General features: G+C 70.0%; 15 protein-coding genes. 10 read left to right on the forward strand and 5 right to left on the reverse strand.

Going from position 1 to position 16,374, the window contains the following annotated elements; all coding sequences use genetic code 11:
- Position 1 precedes the first annotated feature (1 nt).
- Positions 2–400, reverse strand: a complete 399-nt coding sequence (locus ASD21_RS12665) for an endonuclease domain-containing protein (protein WP_056441466.1) — start codon at positions 398–400, stop codon at positions 2–4.
- Positions 401–606: 206 nt separating this feature from the next.
- Between ASD21_RS12665 and ASD21_RS12670 the strand changes: the two genes are divergently transcribed.
- Complete coding sequence (locus ASD21_RS12670) at positions 607–1,197, forward strand: hypothetical protein (RefSeq protein ID WP_056441470.1); 591 nt, start codon at positions 607–609, stop codon at positions 1,195–1,197.
- Positions 1,198–1,276: 79 nt separating this feature from the next.
- Here ASD21_RS12670 and gatA read toward each other — a convergent pair whose 3' ends face one another.
- Both gatA and gatC read right to left on the reverse strand, forming a co-directional pair.
- Positions 1,277–2,749 carry an Asp-tRNA(Asn)/Glu-tRNA(Gln) amidotransferase subunit GatA gene (gene gatA / locus ASD21_RS12675; RefSeq protein ID WP_056441473.1) on the reverse strand — a complete coding sequence of 491 codons (1,473 nt, stop codon included), beginning with the start codon at positions 2,747–2,749 and terminating at the stop codon, positions 1,277–1,279.
- 2 nt (positions 2,750–2,751) lie between these two features.
- Positions 2,752–3,039, reverse strand: a complete 288-nt coding sequence (gene gatC, locus ASD21_RS12680; RefSeq protein ID WP_056441476.1) for an Asp-tRNA(Asn)/Glu-tRNA(Gln) amidotransferase subunit GatC — start codon at positions 3,037–3,039, stop codon at positions 2,752–2,754.
- Between the two features lie 200 nt (positions 3,040–3,239).
- Between gatC and ruvX the strand changes: the two genes are divergently transcribed.
- The 3 genes from ruvX (at position 3,240) to pyrC (ending at position 6,335) form a co-directional block, all read left to right on the forward strand.
- A complete protein-coding gene (gene ruvX, locus ASD21_RS12685; protein WP_056441479.1) occupies positions 3,240–3,734 on the forward strand; it encodes a Holliday junction resolvase RuvX in 495 nt (164 codons plus the stop codon).
- A 161-nt stretch (positions 3,735–3,895) separates the two neighbouring features.
- A complete protein-coding gene (locus ASD21_RS12690; protein ID WP_056441482.1) occupies positions 3,896–4,897 on the forward strand; it encodes an aspartate carbamoyltransferase catalytic subunit in 1,002 nt (333 codons plus the stop codon).
- Positions 4,898–5,033: 136 nt separating this feature from the next.
- On the forward strand, positions 5,034–6,335 hold the full coding sequence (pyrC, locus tag ASD21_RS12695; protein ID WP_056441486.1) for a dihydroorotase: 1,302 nt from the start codon (positions 5,034–5,036) through the stop codon (positions 6,333–6,335).
- 223 nt (positions 6,336–6,558) lie between these two features.
- Here pyrC and ASD21_RS12700 read toward each other — a convergent pair whose 3' ends face one another.
- Positions 6,559–7,197: a glutathione S-transferase family protein gene (locus tag ASD21_RS12700; protein WP_056441489.1), complete on the reverse strand. Its 639-nt coding sequence runs from the start codon at positions 7,195–7,197 to the stop codon at positions 6,559–6,561.
- A 253-nt stretch (positions 7,198–7,450) separates the two neighbouring features.
- Here ASD21_RS12700 and plsY point away from each other — a divergent pair, with 253 nt between their 5' ends.
- From plsY to ASD21_RS12730, 6 genes are all read left to right on the forward strand, one after another.
- Positions 7,451–8,098 (forward strand): glycerol-3-phosphate 1-O-acyltransferase PlsY, encoded by a 648-nt coding sequence (plsY, locus tag ASD21_RS12705; RefSeq protein ID WP_056441492.1) that lies wholly within the window; start codon positions 7,451–7,453, stop codon positions 8,096–8,098.
- On the forward strand, positions 8,098–9,198 hold the full coding sequence (dprA, locus tag ASD21_RS12710) for a DNA-processing protein DprA (protein WP_056441495.1): 1,101 nt from the start codon (positions 8,098–8,100) through the stop codon (positions 9,196–9,198). Before plsY ends, dprA begins: the two co-directional genes overlap by 1 nt.
- Before the next feature lie 2 nt (positions 9,199–9,200).
- Complete coding sequence (locus tag ASD21_RS12715; protein WP_056441498.1) at positions 9,201–10,874, forward strand: M61 family metallopeptidase; 1,674 nt, start codon at positions 9,201–9,203, stop codon at positions 10,872–10,874.
- Between the two features lie 84 nt (positions 10,875–10,958).
- Positions 10,959–11,975, forward strand: coding sequence for an alpha/beta hydrolase (locus tag ASD21_RS12720; protein ID WP_056441500.1), 1,017 nt, complete (start codon positions 10,959–10,961; stop codon positions 11,973–11,975).
- A 176-nt stretch (positions 11,976–12,151) separates the two neighbouring features.
- Complete coding sequence (gene topA / locus ASD21_RS12725) at positions 12,152–14,827, forward strand: type I DNA topoisomerase (protein WP_056441503.1); 2,676 nt, start codon at positions 12,152–12,154, stop codon at positions 14,825–14,827.
- Between the two features lie 49 nt (positions 14,828–14,876).
- Complete coding sequence (locus tag ASD21_RS12730; RefSeq protein ID WP_056441506.1) at positions 14,877–15,239, forward strand: hypothetical protein; 363 nt, start codon at positions 14,877–14,879, stop codon at positions 15,237–15,239.
- A gap of 3 nt (positions 15,240–15,242) precedes the next feature.
- Here ASD21_RS12730 and ASD21_RS12735 read toward each other — a convergent pair whose 3' ends face one another.
- Positions 15,243–16,286 carry an alpha/beta fold hydrolase gene (locus ASD21_RS12735; protein WP_056441508.1) on the reverse strand — a complete coding sequence of 348 codons (1,044 nt, stop codon included), beginning with the start codon at positions 16,284–16,286 and terminating at the stop codon, positions 15,243–15,245.
- Positions 16,287–16,374: the final 88 nt, after the last annotated feature.

The raw sequence follows: 16,374 nt of genomic DNA on the forward strand, positions 1-16,374 counted from the left end.
ATTAACTTAGGTCCCTTCCCTCCCCCTTGTGGGGAGGGTGGCCCCGAAGGGGTCGGGTGGGGCTCGCTGCGCTCAAGGCCTGACAAATCACGCCCACGACCGCGTCGATATCCTCATGCACCGCACGGGTCGGGAAGCGCAAGGTTTGGAAGCCCGAACGCCGCAAAACTTGGTCGCGATATTCGTCATGGGCGACCTGTTCCAACTCGGCATGGTGAGGCCCATCGACTTCCACGACGAGCCGCCGGTTCAGGCAGATGAAGTCTGGGAAGTAGCCCAACAACGGAGCCTGCCTTCGGAAATGAAATCCCTCGGCTCTGAGCCCTCGAAGCCTCAGCCACAGGCGGACCTCTTGGATGCTCATCGTCTTCCTCAAAGCTCTCGCGCGTTTGACGCTCATGGCTTGATCCCCCACCCGACCCCTTCGGGGCCACCCTCCCCGCAAGGGGGAGGGAAAGATCACTTGAGCGTCGCTGAGATGATGATTTCGCCCAACCTGAAAAACGGCCAATTCTTGTCAACACCGGGACCATTTCGCGCCGAGCGGAACCGCCACCGGAGCCTCCCGTTGACTCTCCCGAAGCGAATAACTCGCAGGAGGAAATCATGGCTGTTCTGAACCTCGACGCCAGCGAACCCTACACCACGCCGGTCAGCGGGGCCGATTCCTCGGCTCTGTTTCCGAGCGCGCCCATCTATGCTCGCAAGCCGACGAAGAAGTCTTCGTCGAACCTGCCGCTGATCGTCGGCCTGCCGGTGCTGGCCGTCGCCGCCGGCGCCCTAGCCTGGGGCATGATGAGCCATCCGGCCCAGACTCCGACCACCGACCAGGCCCCGCCGGCCCGCGTGGCCGAGGCCACGCCGCTGCCGGCCGCCCAACCGCCGGCCCCGATGCCGACGCCGGCTCCGCTGGCCGACAAGCCCGCCGCGCCGGCCCCGACCCAGGTCGCCCGCGCCGAGACCACCGCGCCGCCGCGCGCCGCCGCTCCGGCCAAGCGCGCCGCTCCGGCCCGCCGCGCGGCCCCGGCGAGCGCGTCCGACGCCGGGTCGGCCTCGTCCAACGTCAGCGCGACGGTTCCCGCGCCGGTCGCGGCGCCCGCCCCGACCCCGGTGATCGCGGCCCCGGCCGCGCCGACCCCGGCTCCGGCTCCGACGCCCGCTCCGCTCACGCCGGTCACGCCGGACACCCCGATGTAATTCAGTGGGTGGCCTAGCGTAAAAAAGAAGGGCGGCTCCTCGCGGGGCCGCCCTTTTCGATGTCCGAGCTAGCGGCGGATCACCACCACTTGTCGGCCTTGGCCGTGAAGCCGGCGGCCTTCTCGATGGCGCCCGCCACCGAGAACACCGTGCCCTCGTCCAGCGGCTTGCCGATGATCTGCAGACCCAGCGGCAGGCCGTTGGCGTCCAGGCCGGCCGGCAGCGACAGGCCCGGCAGGCCCGCCAGGTTCGTCGTCACCGTGAACACGTCGTTCAGGTACATGGCGATCGGGTCGTTGCTGTTCTCACCCAGGCCGAACGCCGCCGACGGCGCCGTCGGGGTCAGGATGGCGTCGCACCTTTCCCAGGCGCTGTCGAAGTCCTCGGCGATGCGGCGGCGCACCTTCAGGGCCTTCAGGTAGTAGGCGTCGTAATAGCCGGCCGACAGCACGTAGGTGCCGATCAGGATGCGGCGCTTGACCTCGTCGCCGAAGCCCTGGGCGCGGGTGTTCTCGTAGACCTCGGTCAGGTTCGCGCCCTCGGCCCGCAGGCCGTAGCGCATGCCGTCGTAGCGGGCCAGGTTCGACGAGGCCTCGGCCGGGGCCACGATGTAGTAGGCCGGCAGGGCGTACTTGGTGTGCGGCAGGCTGATCTCGACGATCTCGCAGCCGGCCTCCTTCAGCCACGCGATGCCGTCGGCCCACAGCTTCTCGATCTCGGCCGGCATGTTGTCGACGCGGTATTCCTTGGGGATGCCGATCCGCAGCCCCTTGACCGACTTGCCGACGAAGGCGGCGAAGTCCGGCACCGGCACGTTCAGGCTGGTGGAGTCCTTGGGATCGTGGCCGCTCATCGAGGTCAGCAGGATCGCCGCGTCCTCGACGGTCTTGGCGATCGGGCCGGCCTGGTCCAGCGAGCTGGCGAAGGCCACCGTGCCCCAGCGCGAGCAGCGGCCGTAGGTCGGCTTGATGCCCACGGTGCCGGTGAACGACGCCGGCTGGCGGATCGAGCCGCCGGTGTCGGTGGCGGTGGCGCCCAGGCACAGGTCGGCGGCCACGGCGGCCGCGGAGCCGCCCGAGCTGCCGCCCGGGGTCAGGGCCTGGTTGGAGCCGGACTTGCGCCACGGATTGATCACCGGGCCGTAGGCGCTGGTCTCGTTGGACGAGCCCATGGCGAACTCATCCAGGTTCAGCTTGCCCAGCATCACCGCCCCGTCGCGCCACAGCTGGCTGGTGACGGTCGACTCGTAGTGCGGGACGAACGGCTCGAGGATCCGCGAGGCGGCCGTGGTCGGCACGCCGTCGGTGCAGAACAGGTCCTTGATGCCCAGCGGGGCGCCGTCCAGCCGGCCGGCCGCGCCAAGCGCGCGTCGGGCGTCCGAGGCGGCGGCCATCGACAGGGCCTTCTCGGGCGTCTCGTACAGGAAGGCGTTCAGGCCGCGCGCGGCCTCGACGGCCTCGATGTGGGCTCGGGTCAGCTCGACCGAGGTGAAGTCCCCGGCCTCCAGCCCGTCCAGCGCGCCCTTGAGGGTGAGAGAGGTCAGCGAAGTCATTGCTATTCAACCACCTTCGGGACCACGAAGAAGCCGCCCACCGACTTGGGGGCGTTGCCGGTGACGATGTCGGCGTCGCCGCCCATGGTCACCACGTCGTCGCGCAGCGGCAGGCCGGCGTGCACGACGCTGGTCAGCGGCTCGACCCCGTCGGTGTCGACCTCGGCCAGCTGCTCGATCCACGTCATGATGCCGTTGAGCTCCTGGGCCAGGGCCTCGATGCGCTCTTCGGGTTCGGCGATGCGCGCGAGCCGCGCGACCTTCCGCACGGTGGCGGCGTCAATGGCCATGGGGGCCTCCTGAAATTCGAGCGTGTGGGTTAGCCGTCATACGTCTTGGTTTCAAGGCGCGGCTTTGGCTTTCAACCTCATCCTGAGCTTGTCGCCCCTCCGAGTTTGGCTGGCGAAGCCAGCCAGGGGGACGAGGTTGACGCGCCGTGCGTCGTCCTCGTCCTTCGACAAGCTCAGGATGAGGACGTAAGAGTGGGTCCATGCCCGTCCTAGACATCGTCGAATTCGCCGCCGCCCTCCCCGACTTCGTGCCGATCGTCGGCCTGGACCCGGGCGAGAAGACCATCGGCGTGGCCGTGTCCGACGTCACCCTGACCGTCGCCAGCCCCCTGGCCCTGATCAAGAAGACCAAGTTCAGCGAGGACGCCGAGGTGCTGTTCAAGCTGATGGGCAGCCGCAAGGCGGCCGGCATCGTCATCGGCCTGCCGATGAACATGGACGGCACCGAGGGCGTGCGCTGCCAGTCCAACCGCGCCCTGGGCCGCAACCTGCTGCGCCTGCAGCCCCACCTGCCGATCACCTTCTGGGACGAGCGCCTGTCGACGGCGGCGGTGACCCGGGTGCTGATCGACGAGCACGACGTCAACCGCAAGCGCCGCGCCGAGGTGGTGGACAAGATGGCCGCCGGCTGGATCCTGCAGGGCGCGCTGGAGCGGATCCGGGGCATCCACGAGGCGGCCGGCAAGGGCTTTTAGCGTGGTGCGTCCTTCGAGGCTCGCCTGTGGCTCGCACCTCAGGATGAGGACCTCAGCACAGTCTTCCTCATCCTGAGGCGCCCGCGCAGCGGGCCTCGAAGGACGCACCGCGACCGACGAATCCTTCCCTCCCCGCCCAAAGCCGCCTATGACGCCCACTCATGACGGCCAAAACCCCGCCCCATGAGCCCGCCGACCCGATCGAGACGATCCGCAAGCGCATCTTCTCGTTCCCCCGGCGCCATTTCCTCTCGGCCGGCGACCTGAACGCCTTGCAGGCCACGGATCTGCTGGACCTGGCCGACGCCTTCGTCGCCCTCAATCGCCAGACGACCAAGTCTCTCGACCTCCTCAAGGGACGGACGCTGATGAACCTGTTCTTCGAGAACAGCACCCGCACCCAGTCCAGCTTCGAGATCGCCGGCAAGCGCCTGGGCGCCGACGTCGTCAACATGAGCCCGCGCACCTCGTCGATCACCAAGGGCGAGACCCTGATCGACACCGCCGTCACCCTGAACGCCATGCGCCCCGACCTGCTGGTCGTGCGCCACGCCTCGTCGGGCGCGGCCAGCCTGCTCTCCCAGAAGGTCAGCGGCAGCGTGATCAACGCCGGCGACGGCCAGCACGAGCATCCGACCCAGGCGGTGCTGGACGCCCTGTCGATCCGCCGCGCCTTCGGCCGGGTGTCGGGCCTGACCGTGGCGATCTGCGGCGACGTGCTGCACAGCCGCGTGGCCCGCTCCAACGTCGCCCTGCTCCACACCCTGGGCGCCAGCGTCCGGCTGGTCGGACCGCCCACCCTGATGCCGGCCCAGGCCGAGCGCTGGGGCGTGACCGTCCATCACGACATGAAGGCCGGCATCGCCGGGGCCGACGTGGTGATGATGCTGCGCCTGCAGCTGGAGCGCATGCAGGGCGCCTTCGTGCCCTCGACCCGCGAATACTTCCGCTTCTACGGCCTGGACCGCGAGAAGCTGGCCCGCGCCGCCCCCAAGGCCAAGGTCATGCACCCGGGCCCGATGAACCGGGGCGTCGAGATCGATTCCGACGTCGCCGACGATCCCGAGATCAGCCTGATCCAGGACCAGGTCGAGATGGGCGTCGCCGCCCGCATGGCCGTCCTGGCCTCCCTTGCCCACCGGCTCGAGGAGAACGGCCAATGAGAGGCCCCGCGTCCTTCGAGGTTTGGCTGCGCCTCGCACCTCAGGATGAGGGATTCAGCAGCAACAGAGTTCCTCATCCTGAGGCGCCCGCGCAGCGGGCCTCGAAGGACGCACCGCGCTCGACCGAGACCGCCGCATGAACGCCCCCCAACCCCTCGCCCTGATCAACGCCCGCCTGGTCGATCCCGAGAGCGGCTATGACGGCCCCGGCGGCGTCATCGTCTCCGAAGGCGTGATCTCGGACGTCGCCAAGGGCCGTGAGTTCGGCAAGCTCGGCAAGGACGTCCGGGTCATCGACTGCGGCGGGGCCATGCTGGCTCCTGGCCTGATCGACCTGCGGGTCAAGACCGGCGAGCCCGGGGCCGAGACCAAGGAAACCCTGGCCAGCGCCGCCAGGGCCGCTGCGGCCGGCGGGGTGACCAGCTTCGTCGTCCAGCCCGACACCGATCCGGCCGTCGACGATCCCAGCGTGGTCGACTTCATCCTGCGCCGCTCGCGCGACATCGACGCCGCCCGCATCCTGTGCGCCGGCGCGGCGACCAAGGGGCTGATGGGCGAGCAGATGGCCGAGATCGGCCTGATGCGCGAGGCCGGCTGCGTCTATGTGACCGACGCCGACAAGCCCATCGTCGACAGCAAGGTCATGCAGCGCATCCTGACCTATGCCAGGGGCTTCGACACCTTGCTGGCTCACCGCCCGATGGATCCCTGGCTGGCCAAGGGCGGCGCCGCGGTCGGCGGCGAATTCGCCGGCCGCATGGGCCTGCCCTCGATCTCGCCGATGGCCGAGCGGATCATGCTGGAGCGCGACGTCGCCCTGCTGGAGGCCACCGGCGGCCGCCTGCTGGTCGACCAGATCACCAGCGCCCAGGCCCTGGAGACCCTGGCCCGCGCCAAGGCCAAGGGCCTGCGCATCCACGCCAGCGTCTCGATCAACCACCTGTCGTTCAACGAACTGGACATCGGCGACTATCGCAGCTTCGCCAAGGTCACCCCGCCCCTGCGCGGCGAGGACGACCGTCAGGCGCTGATCGAGGCCCTGGCCTCGGGCCTGATCGACATCGTCGTGTCCGCCCACGCCCCGGCCCCGGCCGAGGACAAGCGCCTGCCCTATGACGAGGCCGCCCCCGGCGCCGTGGGCCTGGAGACCCTGCTGCCGGCCCTGCTGAGCCTCTATCACGAGGAACGCCTGGCCCTGGTCGACCTGATCCGCGCCGTGACCCTGGCCCCCGCCGCCCTGATCGGCCTGCAGTCGGGCCGCATCGCCCCCGGCGCCCCGGCCGACCTGGTGCTGTGCGACCTCGACGCCCCGTTGATCATCGACGCCGGCAAGCTGCTGTCGAAATCCAAGAACTCGCCGTTCGACGGCCGCCGGCTGCAGGGCCAGGTGCTGATGACGCTGGTGGACGGCCGCGTGGTGCACCGGGCGGAGGGGTAGCGCCGCCTGTCCGCCGGGGACATGCTCTCACGGCAAGGCCTCGGCCCATCGATCCGCGAATAGGGGGTGAGTGCGTGTCCCCAATGACATCCACGACGCTTCCAGGCCGTTCCGCTCCAAGAGCCGCGAACTCAGCGGATCCGTTGGGGACACGCTCTCACGGCGAGCCCTCTGCAACCCGGCCAGGGCCGTGGCGTGAGAGCATGTCCCCAGCGGCGGACCCCTATGCCGGTCTCTTCGCGTCGGCCGCCTCGAAGAGACCGACCTGGTCGGCCTGGGCCTTCCTGAACGCGGGGCGATCGGTGACGCGGGCCACATAGGCCTCGGTCGCCGGCCTGTCGCCGAGGGCGCGGACCTTCGGAACGCGCAGCACGTCCGCCATCAGCAGGTCCGCGACGGTGAAGCGGTCGGCCGCGAGCCATTCCCGCTCGCTCAGTATCTTTTCGACATGGTCGAGGCGCTGGCCCACCCAGCCGGTCAGGCCGTTGTTCTCATCGCCGCAAATGTTCAGGAACCACCACGGGACGGTGACCATCTCGATCGAGTTGAGCGCGGCGATGGTCCATTGCAGGGTTTCCGCTTCGCCGACGGGATCGCGCGGCATGAGCTTTTCGCTTTTCCGCGCCAGGTGCAGCAGCCCGGCGCCGCTTTCGAAGATCTCCAGCGCTCCGTCGTTCAGGAACGGAACCTGGCCGAAAGGCTGGCGCTCGAGATGGTTGGTCTCGCGACCATCGAACGGGATCGTTCGGACCGCGTAGGCCAGCTCGGCTTCCTCACACGCCCATCTCAGCCTCAGATCCCGCACAAAGCCGCGAGGGCCTTCAGGCACCCAGTCGTAGGTCCAGATGATCAGTTCGCTCATCGCGGCAAGCCTTTCCTGTCGTGGTCGCGGAACCCGCCGCGGACCGGGTCGGACCTTGGCGGCATCCGACGCGGTTGGAAACGGATCAACGCCCTTCTTCGACCAACAGATATCCGACGCCGGACATGAGCCGCCGGGGAAAACGATGTGGTCCCCGCCGACGGCGCCGCTATAAAAGTCGAAACAGGCGTTTTCGCCCTTGCCCTATGCCCGCTCCGCCGGGCAGCTTCACCACATCCATAGGTCGTAACTCGTGCAAGATCTCGCCCAAGCCGTCTACCTGACCCTCGGCCTCACGATCCTCGGCGGCTATCTGCTGGGCTCGATCCCGTTCGGCCTGATCGCCACGCGGCTGGGCGGGGCCGGCGACATCCGGCAGATCGGTTCGGGCAACATCGGCGCGACCAACGTGCTGCGCTCGGGCCGCAAGGACCTGGCGGCCATCACCCTGATCGGCGACGCCGGCAAGGGCGTGGTCGCGGTGCTGCTGGCCCGCTGGCTGACCCACGGCAATCCGGCGATCATCGCCCTGGCCGGCGGCGCGGCCTTCACCGGCCACCTATTCCCCGTCTGGCTGAAGTTCAAGGGCGGCAAGGGCGTGGCCACCTTCTACGGCGTGCTGCTGGCCGCCTGCTGGCCGGTGGGCCTGCTGGCCGCCGTCACCTGGCTGGTCGTGACCGCCCTGTTCCGCATCAGCTCGCTGGCGGCCCTGGTCGCCGCCGCCATGGCCGCGCCCTTCGCCCTGGCCACCGACCAGGCCTATCCCTTCCTGGGCCTGTGCCTGTTCATGGCCGTGCTGATCTTCATCCGCCACAAGGACAACATCGGCCGGCTGCTGAAGGGCCAGGAGCCCCGCATCGGCGAGAAGAAGACGGCCGAAGCGCCGCCCTCCGCCGGCTGATGTCGCGGGGCCTCTCGGACAGCGAGCGCCTGGCCTGGCTTCGGCTGGCGCGCACCGAGACGGTCGGCCCCGTCGCCTTCGACCATTTGCTTTCACGGTTCGGCTCGGCCGAACGTGCGTTGCAGGCCCTGCCCGACCTGGCCCGTCGGGCCGGCCGCGCCTCGCCTTTGCGGCCGCCGCCGGAGGACGAGATCCTTCAGGAACTGGAGAGCGGCGAGCGCCTCGGCGCGCGGCTGATCTGCGCCTGCGAACCGGACTACCCCCCGCGCCTAGCCGCCCTGGACCCGCCGCCGCCAGTGCTGTGGGCCCTGGGCCACGCCGAGCTCTTGTCCCAGCCCAGCCTGGCCATCGTCGGGGCCCGCATCGCCTCGGCCGGCGGCCAGCGCTTCGCCCGCCAGTTGGCGACCGAGCTGGGGCGGCACGGCTATGTGGTGGTGTCGGGCCTGGCGCGCGGCGTCGACGGCGCGGCCCATGAAGGCGCCCTGGCCACGGGGACGATCGCCGTGCTGGGCGGCGGGGTCAGCGACATCTACCCGCCCGAGCACGCCGACCTCCACGCCCGCATCGCCGGCGAAGGCGGCTGCGTGGTCAGCGAGAGCGCACCCGACCGTCGGGCCATCGCCAAGGACTTCCCGCGCCGCAACCGCATCATCTCGGGCCTGGCGCTGGGCGTGATCGTGGTCGAGGCCGAGCTGAAGTCCGGCTCGCTGATCACCGCCCGCCTGGCCGCCGAGCAGGGCCGCGACGTGTTCGCCGTGCCCGGCTCGCCGCTGGACCCGCGCGCCAAGGGCCCCAACGACCTGATCCGCCAGGGCGCGATCCTCTGCGAGGGCGTCGAGGACGTGCTGCGCTCGCTGTCGGGCCAGGCCCACCTGCGCGAGCGCGAGCGGCCCTATGCGGACGAGGGCGAGGGCGCCGACATCGACCACGACGCCCTGCGCGAAGCGGTGGCCCGCCTGCTCTCCCCCACCCCCGTCTCCCGCGACGAGCTGGTCCGCGCCACCCGCGCCCCGACCTCGGCGGTGATGGCCGCGCTGGTGGAGCTGGCCCTGGCCGAGCGGGCCGAGCTGTTGCCGGGCGGGATGGTGGCGGGGATCTAGACTTGCCGAAGGGGGACATCATTCAAGGCTGGAAACGACGGATCGCCGCCATCGCCCTGGCCGTGGCCCCGCCCGCCTTCGCCGCGCCGGACGCCGCCGTGACCTACGCCGTCTCGCCGCGTTTCGAGCAGGATGCACTGGTCGCCCTGGACGTCCGCGTCGCCTTCAAGGCCGACCCGGACGGCGAGACCCGCCTGTCCCTGCCGAGCCGCTGGATGGGTCACGACACGCTGTGGCGCAATCTCGCCGAGGTGCGGGTCGAGGGCGCGTCCGAGGTCGTCGAGGATGGTCCCGACGGCCGGCTCGTCCGGTCCCGCCCCGGCCAGGACCTGGCCCTGAGCTATGTCGTCCGCTCGGCGATCGATCACGACCCGGCGGAATCGGACGGCTATCCGGCGGAGCCCTGGGTGCGCCCCGACTGGTTCTACGTCGATGGCGAGAGCGCTCTGATCACGATCGACGGGCGCGAGGCGGCCCCGGTCCGGTTCGCCTGGCGCGGCTGGCCGGCCGAGTATCGCCTGGCCTCGAACCTGGAGGACGCCCGAGACGATCAAGCCGTCGAACAGACCGTGCTGATCGGCGGCAAGGACTTGCGCGTCGTCCGCGCGGGCCCGGTGCGCCTGGCCGTTCGCGGCCGCTTTCCGTTCGACGACGACGCCCTGGCCAAGGCGCTGGCGACGATCCTGCGGGCCGAACGCGGCTTCTTCGGCGACGCCCTGGACACGCCCTATCTGGTGACGGCCTCGACCATCGCGGCCGAGTCCGGCGCGGTGTTCGTCGGCACCGGCAAGGCCGGCGGCTTCGCCATGGTCGCCACGCCCGGCATGACCCTGGACGACCTGCGCTTGCTGCTGGCCCACGAGATCTTCCACGCCTGGAACCCCGCACGGCTGGGCAAGGTGATCGGACCGCGAGGCTACTGGTTCAGCGAGGGCTTCACCGACTTCTACGCCCGCCGCCTGCTGCAACGCGAGCGCCTGATCACCCCCGCCCAGTTCGCGGCGGCCTGGAACCAGACCCTGCGCGACTACGACCTCTCGCCGGTCAAGACCCTCACGGGCGCCCAGGCGGCCGACCGCTTCTGGACCGACGCCGACAAGCTGGCCTATCAGCGCGGGGCCCTGCTGGCCGTGCTGTGGGACCAGCGGCTGCGTCGGGCCGGATCCGGCCTCGACGCCGCCGTCCGCGCCCAGGCCGAGGCCTTCCCGCACCGTCAGGACGCGCCGCTGGCCGAACTGATCGCCGACGCCGCGGCCGGCCTGGGGGTCGAGGTGCGCGGCGACATCCGGGCCCATATCGACCAGGGCCTTCCCCTGGTCTTGCCCGCCGACGCCTTCGCGCCTTGCGCGCAGGTGCTGCAGGTGACCCGACCGGTCTTCGAGCTGGGCTTCACGCCCCAGGTCGACGCCCAAGGGGTGATGACGGCGGCCGGCCTGCGCCCCGGCAGCGCCGCCGCCCGCGCCGGCCTGCGCGAAGGCGCGATCGTGGTCGAGAAGCGGGCGGGCGTGAACGGCGACGCGCTCCAGCCCTACGACCTGAGGATCAAGGACACGCCCGAGAGCGCGGCGCGCACCGTCCGCTTCCTGCCCCAGGGCGAGGGCTCGGTCGCCTACCAGCAGCTGGTCCTGAACCCCGCGGCGGCCAGCGATCCTGGCCTGTGCGACTTTCGTCCATGAGCCCGAGGCTCCGCCGGCCGATCCCGGCTTGACCGGCCCCGTTCGCGACTACAACGTAGAATTGTCGTTCAGGGGGAAGCCTCCATGAAATTTTTCGGCGTCGTCGCCGGCCTGGCGCTGGCCGCGCTCGGCTGTTCCGCCATGGCCCAGGGCCTCGGACCCGACTTCTACGCCGGCACGCACCAGGCGGTGGAGGTCGAGCCCGGCCGCCATCTCAACCTCGTCTGCCTGGGCCAGGGCGCTCCCACCGTCATTCTGGAATCCGGCATGGGCGGCGACAGCCTGGCCTGGCGCAAGGTCCAGGCCGGCATGGCGGCCTTCACCCGGACCTGCGCCTACGACCGGGCCGGCTACGGCCTCAGCGACGCGGCCCGGCGGCCGTCCGACGCCGACAATATCGCGGCCGATCTGGCCCTGCTTCTGGACAAGGCGCCGATCCAGGGCCCCGTCGTGCTGGTCGGCCATTCGCTGGGCGGGCTCTACGCCACCCACTTCGCCAGCCTGCACCGCGAGCGGGTGGCCGGCCTGGTGCTGATGGATCCGGCGCATCCGGGCGACGGACGCGCCTTTGGCTCGCTCTGGGATCAAGGCCGCAAACGCACGATCGAGTCGCTGGCCGACAGCGAGGTCTGCCTGAAGGCCGCGCGGGAAGCCGACCTGACGGCGAGCCATAACCCGGCCGACTGCCTGGAGGACCCGCCCGGCTTCGATCCCGCCGTCCACGACGAGGTCAACAGGCGCTGGGGCAAGGCGAAATACATCGAGGCCAATATCTCGGAAATCCGCAGCATGTTGACCGACGACAACGGCGACAGCCTGGATTCCGCCCAGGCCGGACCCCGGCAGCGGGACTTCGGCGCCCTGCCGATGGTCGTGCTGGTGTCGGACCCGACCAAGCCGCCGAGCCCGCCGCCCACATGGGACGAATACCGGACGATCAAGCATCGCCTGAACCGCGAACTGGCGGCGCGCTCGACCCAGGGCCGGTTCCAGCCGGTCCCGGCCTCGGGGCACATGATCCAGTACGACGCCCCCCAGGTCGTGGTCGACGCCGTCCGATCGGTGGTCGAGGCGGCCCGCAAAGCGCCGCCGAAGCCCTAGGCGCCCGGCCCTGGCCCAGGGCGAAATATTCCTCTCTCTATAGAGAGAGCCGGGAACCAAATGCGTCGTCGGCCACGGCCGCCGTTGACAGACCCCTGGCGACGCCCCCACTTTCCGGCCCTCGTCGCCCTGGTTCGCCTGGGGGGCGAACCCAATTCCCAGGCATCAAGGTCCTAATGATCGTCGTCGTCGTCGAGAGCCCGGCCAAGGCCAAGACCATCAACAAGTACCTCGGGTCCGGCTACACGGTTCTCGCCTCGTACGGCCACATCCGCGATCTGCCGTCCAAGGACGGCTCGGTCGAACCGGACAACGACTTCGCCATGAGCTGGGAAGTCGACGCCAAGGCCGCCAAGCGGATCGGCGACATCGTCGACGCCATGAAGGGCGCCGACGGCGTGATCCTGGCCACCGACCCCGACCGCGAAGGGGAAGCCATCAGCTGGCACGTGCTGGAGGTGCTGCAGAAGAAGAAGGCGATCAAGGACAAGACCGTCCAGCGCGTCACCTTCAACGCCATCACCAAGGCCTCGGTGCTCGAGGCCATGGCCCATCCGCGCGACATCGACATGGAACTGGTCGAGGCCTACCTCGCCCGCCGCGCCCTGGACTATCTGGTCGGCTTCACCCTCTCGCCCGTCCTGTGGCGCAAGCTGCCGGGCAGCCGCTCGGCCGGCCGCGTGCAGTCGGTCTGCCTGCGCCTGATCGTCGATCGCGAGCTGGAGATCGAGCGCTTCAAGACCCAGGAATACTGGACCGTCGAGGCCGACGTCACGGCCGGCGCCGAGCCGTTCCTGGCCCGCCTGGTCAAGCACGAGAACAAGAAGCTCACCAAGTTCGACCTGGGCAACGAGGGCTCGGCCCTGGCCGCCAAGGCCGCCGTGCAGAAGGCCACCTTCAAGGTCGCCGCGGTCGAGAAGAAGCCCGGCAAGCGCTCGCCCGCCCCGCCCTTCACCACCTCGACCCTGCAGCAGGAAGCCTCGCGCAAGCTGGGCTTCTCGGCCCAGCGCACCATGCAGGCCGCCCAGAAGCTGTACGAAGGCATCGACATCGGCGGCGAGACCGTCGGTCTGATCACCTACATGCGGACCGACGGCGTGTCGGTCGAGCCGGAAGGCATCGCCGAGGCGCGCAGCGTGATCGGCAACGTCTACGGCGCGCCCTACGTCCCCGAGACCCCGCGCTACTACAAGGCCAAGGCCAAGAACGCCCAGGAGGCCCACGAAGCCATCCGGCCGACCAGCCTGAACCGCAATCCGGCCTCGCTGCGGCTGGAGCCGGACCTGGCCCGCCTGTACGAGCTGATCTGGAAGCGGATGATCGCCTCGCAGATGGAGAGCGCCCGCATCGAGCGCACCACCGTCGACCTGGAGAGCGCCGACGGCCAGACCGGCATGCGCGCCACCGGCCAAGTGGTGCTGTTCCCCGGCTACCTCGCCGTCTACGAGGAAGGCCGCGACGACGAGGGCGACGAAGACTCCGCCCGCCTGCCGATGATCGAGGAAGGCGCCAGCGCCAAGGTGCTGGACGCCCGCGCCGACCAGCACTTCACCGAGCCGCCCCCGCGCTATTCGGAAGCCAGCCTCGTCAAGAAAATGGAAGAGCTGGGCATCGGCCGCCCCTCGACCTACGCCTCGGTCCTGACCGTGCTGCGCGACCGCGCCTATGTCAAAATGGAGAAGCAGCGCTTCATCCCCGAGGACAAGGGCCGGCTGGTCACCGCCTTCCTGGAGCAGTTCTTCCGCCGCTACGTGGAGTACGACTTCACCGCGGCCCTGGAAGAGCAGCTGGACCTGGTGTCGGACGGCAAGCTGGACTGGAAGCAGTTCCTGCGCGACTTCTGGAAGGACTTCGCGGCCGCGGTCGGCGAGATCGCCGAGCTGCGCACCACCAACGTCCTGGACGCCCTCAACGAGTCGCTGGGTCCGCACATCTTCCCCGACAAGGGCGACGGCTCCAATCCGCGTCTGTGCCCGACCTGCGGCACGGGCATGCTGTCGCTGAAGGTCGGCAAGTTCGGGGCGTTCATCGGCTGCTCGAACTATCCCGAATGCCGCTTCACCCGCCAGCTGGCCACCAGCGAGGGCGAAGGCGAGGCCGAGGCCGCCGACAAGGAGCTGGGGATCAACCCGGCGACCGGCCGCGCCGTGTGGCTGAAGAACGGCCGCTTCGGTCCCTATGTCGAGGAGCCGGCGGCGGCCGACAGCGGCGACAAGCCCAAACGCTCCAGCCTGCCCAAGGGCTGGACGGCGGCGGCGGTCGACCTGGAAAAGGCCCTGCGCCTGCTGTCCCTGCCCCGCGAGGTCGGCAAGCACCCGGACGACGGCAAGATCATCACCGCGGGCCTGGGCCGCTTTGGGCCGTTCGTGCTGCACGACGGCACCTACGCCAATCTGGAGAACCCGGAAGACGTCTTCGACATCGGCCTGAACCGCGCGGTGGCCCTGCTGGCCGACAAGCGGGCCGGCGGCGGGCGTCCGCAACGCGGCCAGGCCGCGGCCCTGGCCGAGCTGGGCAATCACCCGGAAGACGGCAAGCCGATCCGCGTGCTGTCGGGTCGTTTCGGTCCCTACATCAAGCACGGCGACACCAACGCCAACGTGCCCAAGGGCGCGGATCCGGCGGCCTTGACCCTGGATGAGGCCGTGGCCCTGATCGCCGACCGCGTCGCCAAGGGCGGCGGCGGCAAGAAGCCGGCGAAGAAGGCGGCGGTGAAGAAGGCCCCGGCCAAGGCGAAAGCCGTCGCGGCCGACGGCGCCGCTCCGGCTAAGAAGGCGGCGGCCAAGAAACCGGCCGCCAAGAAGCCGGCGGCGAAGAAGCCCGCCGCGAAGAAGGCCAAGGCCGAGGCGTGACGCGCCTCGGCCGCTTGGTCGGAGGAAAATTGGGGGTTAAGCTGGGCTCATGACGTCGCTCGAACGCCCTCTGCCGCTGCCTGTCGTGGTCGTCATCCTGTCGGCGGTCAGCGTCGGCGGCTTCGCGTTCGGCCTCAAGAACGCCCTGCAGAAGAACGACCGCGAGGCGGTGTCGACCGCGCCGCTGGCCGAGGTTTCGGGCGTGCCGGTGCGCGAGGCCACGCCGGTGGTCGCCGAGGTCGCCCCGCCCCCGCCGGTCGAAGCCCCCAAGCCCAAGCCGGTCGAGGCGGTCGAGGCCCCGCCCGCCGAGGAGGCCCCGGTCGTCGAGGCCCCGCCCGTCGCGGCCGAGCCCGAGAAGAAGCCCGAAACCCCGCCGCAGACCCCGCCGCAGCGGATCGAGGATCTGTACTAGGGCTCAGCGTCCTGGCCGCCGTTCCGCGGCGAGCGCCACCGGCCGGACGTGCCGGTCAAGCAGCGCCAGATAGTCCGCCGCGTGGGTCTCGAGGGCGTGGTTGCCCGCGCCCGGTATGCTGACGAACATTTTCTTCGGCGCCGTCAGACCTTCCAGCCAGGCCCTGGCCATCGGCGCGGGCGCGCTGGTCCCCTCCTCGCCCTGGATCACGAACACGGGCACCGACAGGCGCGGCCCCAGCGACGCGTAGTCAAAACTCTCGCCCCAGGCGCGTCCCAGGACCTGATCGTTCCGCGCCGCGGCGGCCTGGGCGGCGGTGAGGTCAGCGACCGTCCAGTGCGGCGCGCTGAGCGCCTCCTGCATCGGGTTGGAGGGCACGGGACCGCGATACTTCACGAATGCTCTTTGGAAGGCGGCGATCCGGGCGGGATCGCGGGGCTCGCGAAACGGATCGGGCCCGCTGATCTTCAGGTCGGCCAGCGTGGCCTGGTCGCTGGCCGACGTCGCCAACCGCAGCAGACGCTCATAGCCGAAGCGCTCGCGCTCGGCGCGGGGCTTCACGATCTGCCCCGCGCCCACATAGGCCGAGAACAGCTCGGGGCGGGCCATGACCATCTTCACGCCCAGGGTCGAACCGAAATTGACGCCCAGCAGCACGATCTTCGCTTTGCCCAGGCGATGGCGCAGGTAGCCCGTCAGGTCCAGGCCGTCCTGAACCAGCCGCTCGATCGTCAGGTCGGGACCGATCGTTCCGCCGGCCGCGACAAAGGTCTTGCCCGCGCCGCGCGGGTCCCACTGGACGACGGTGAAGTCCTTCTCCCAGGGCTGGAAGGTGCGGACATAGGGGCTGAGGATGGCGCCCGGCCCGTCGACCTGGGTCCCGCCGACGATCAGCAGCACGGGATTGGCCCGGTCCTCGCCCCGGATCGTCACCCACTGCCTGATCCCGCCGATCTCGACGAAGTCTTCCTCATCGACACCGTTGGGGGTGGTGATCGCGTAGGGATTTTCCGCGAGCGGCGAACTGGCGAAGGCCGGACTGGCCATGAGGAGAGAAACGCAGGCCGAGAGGCCGCGGAGAAACTTCGCACGACAGATCATGGCTTCCAATCCAATTACGCATGTAATCTGCATG

The organism is Caulobacter sp. Root1455, from assembly GCF_001426905.1.
GTDB lineage: Bacteria > Pseudomonadota > Alphaproteobacteria > Caulobacterales > Caulobacteraceae > Caulobacter.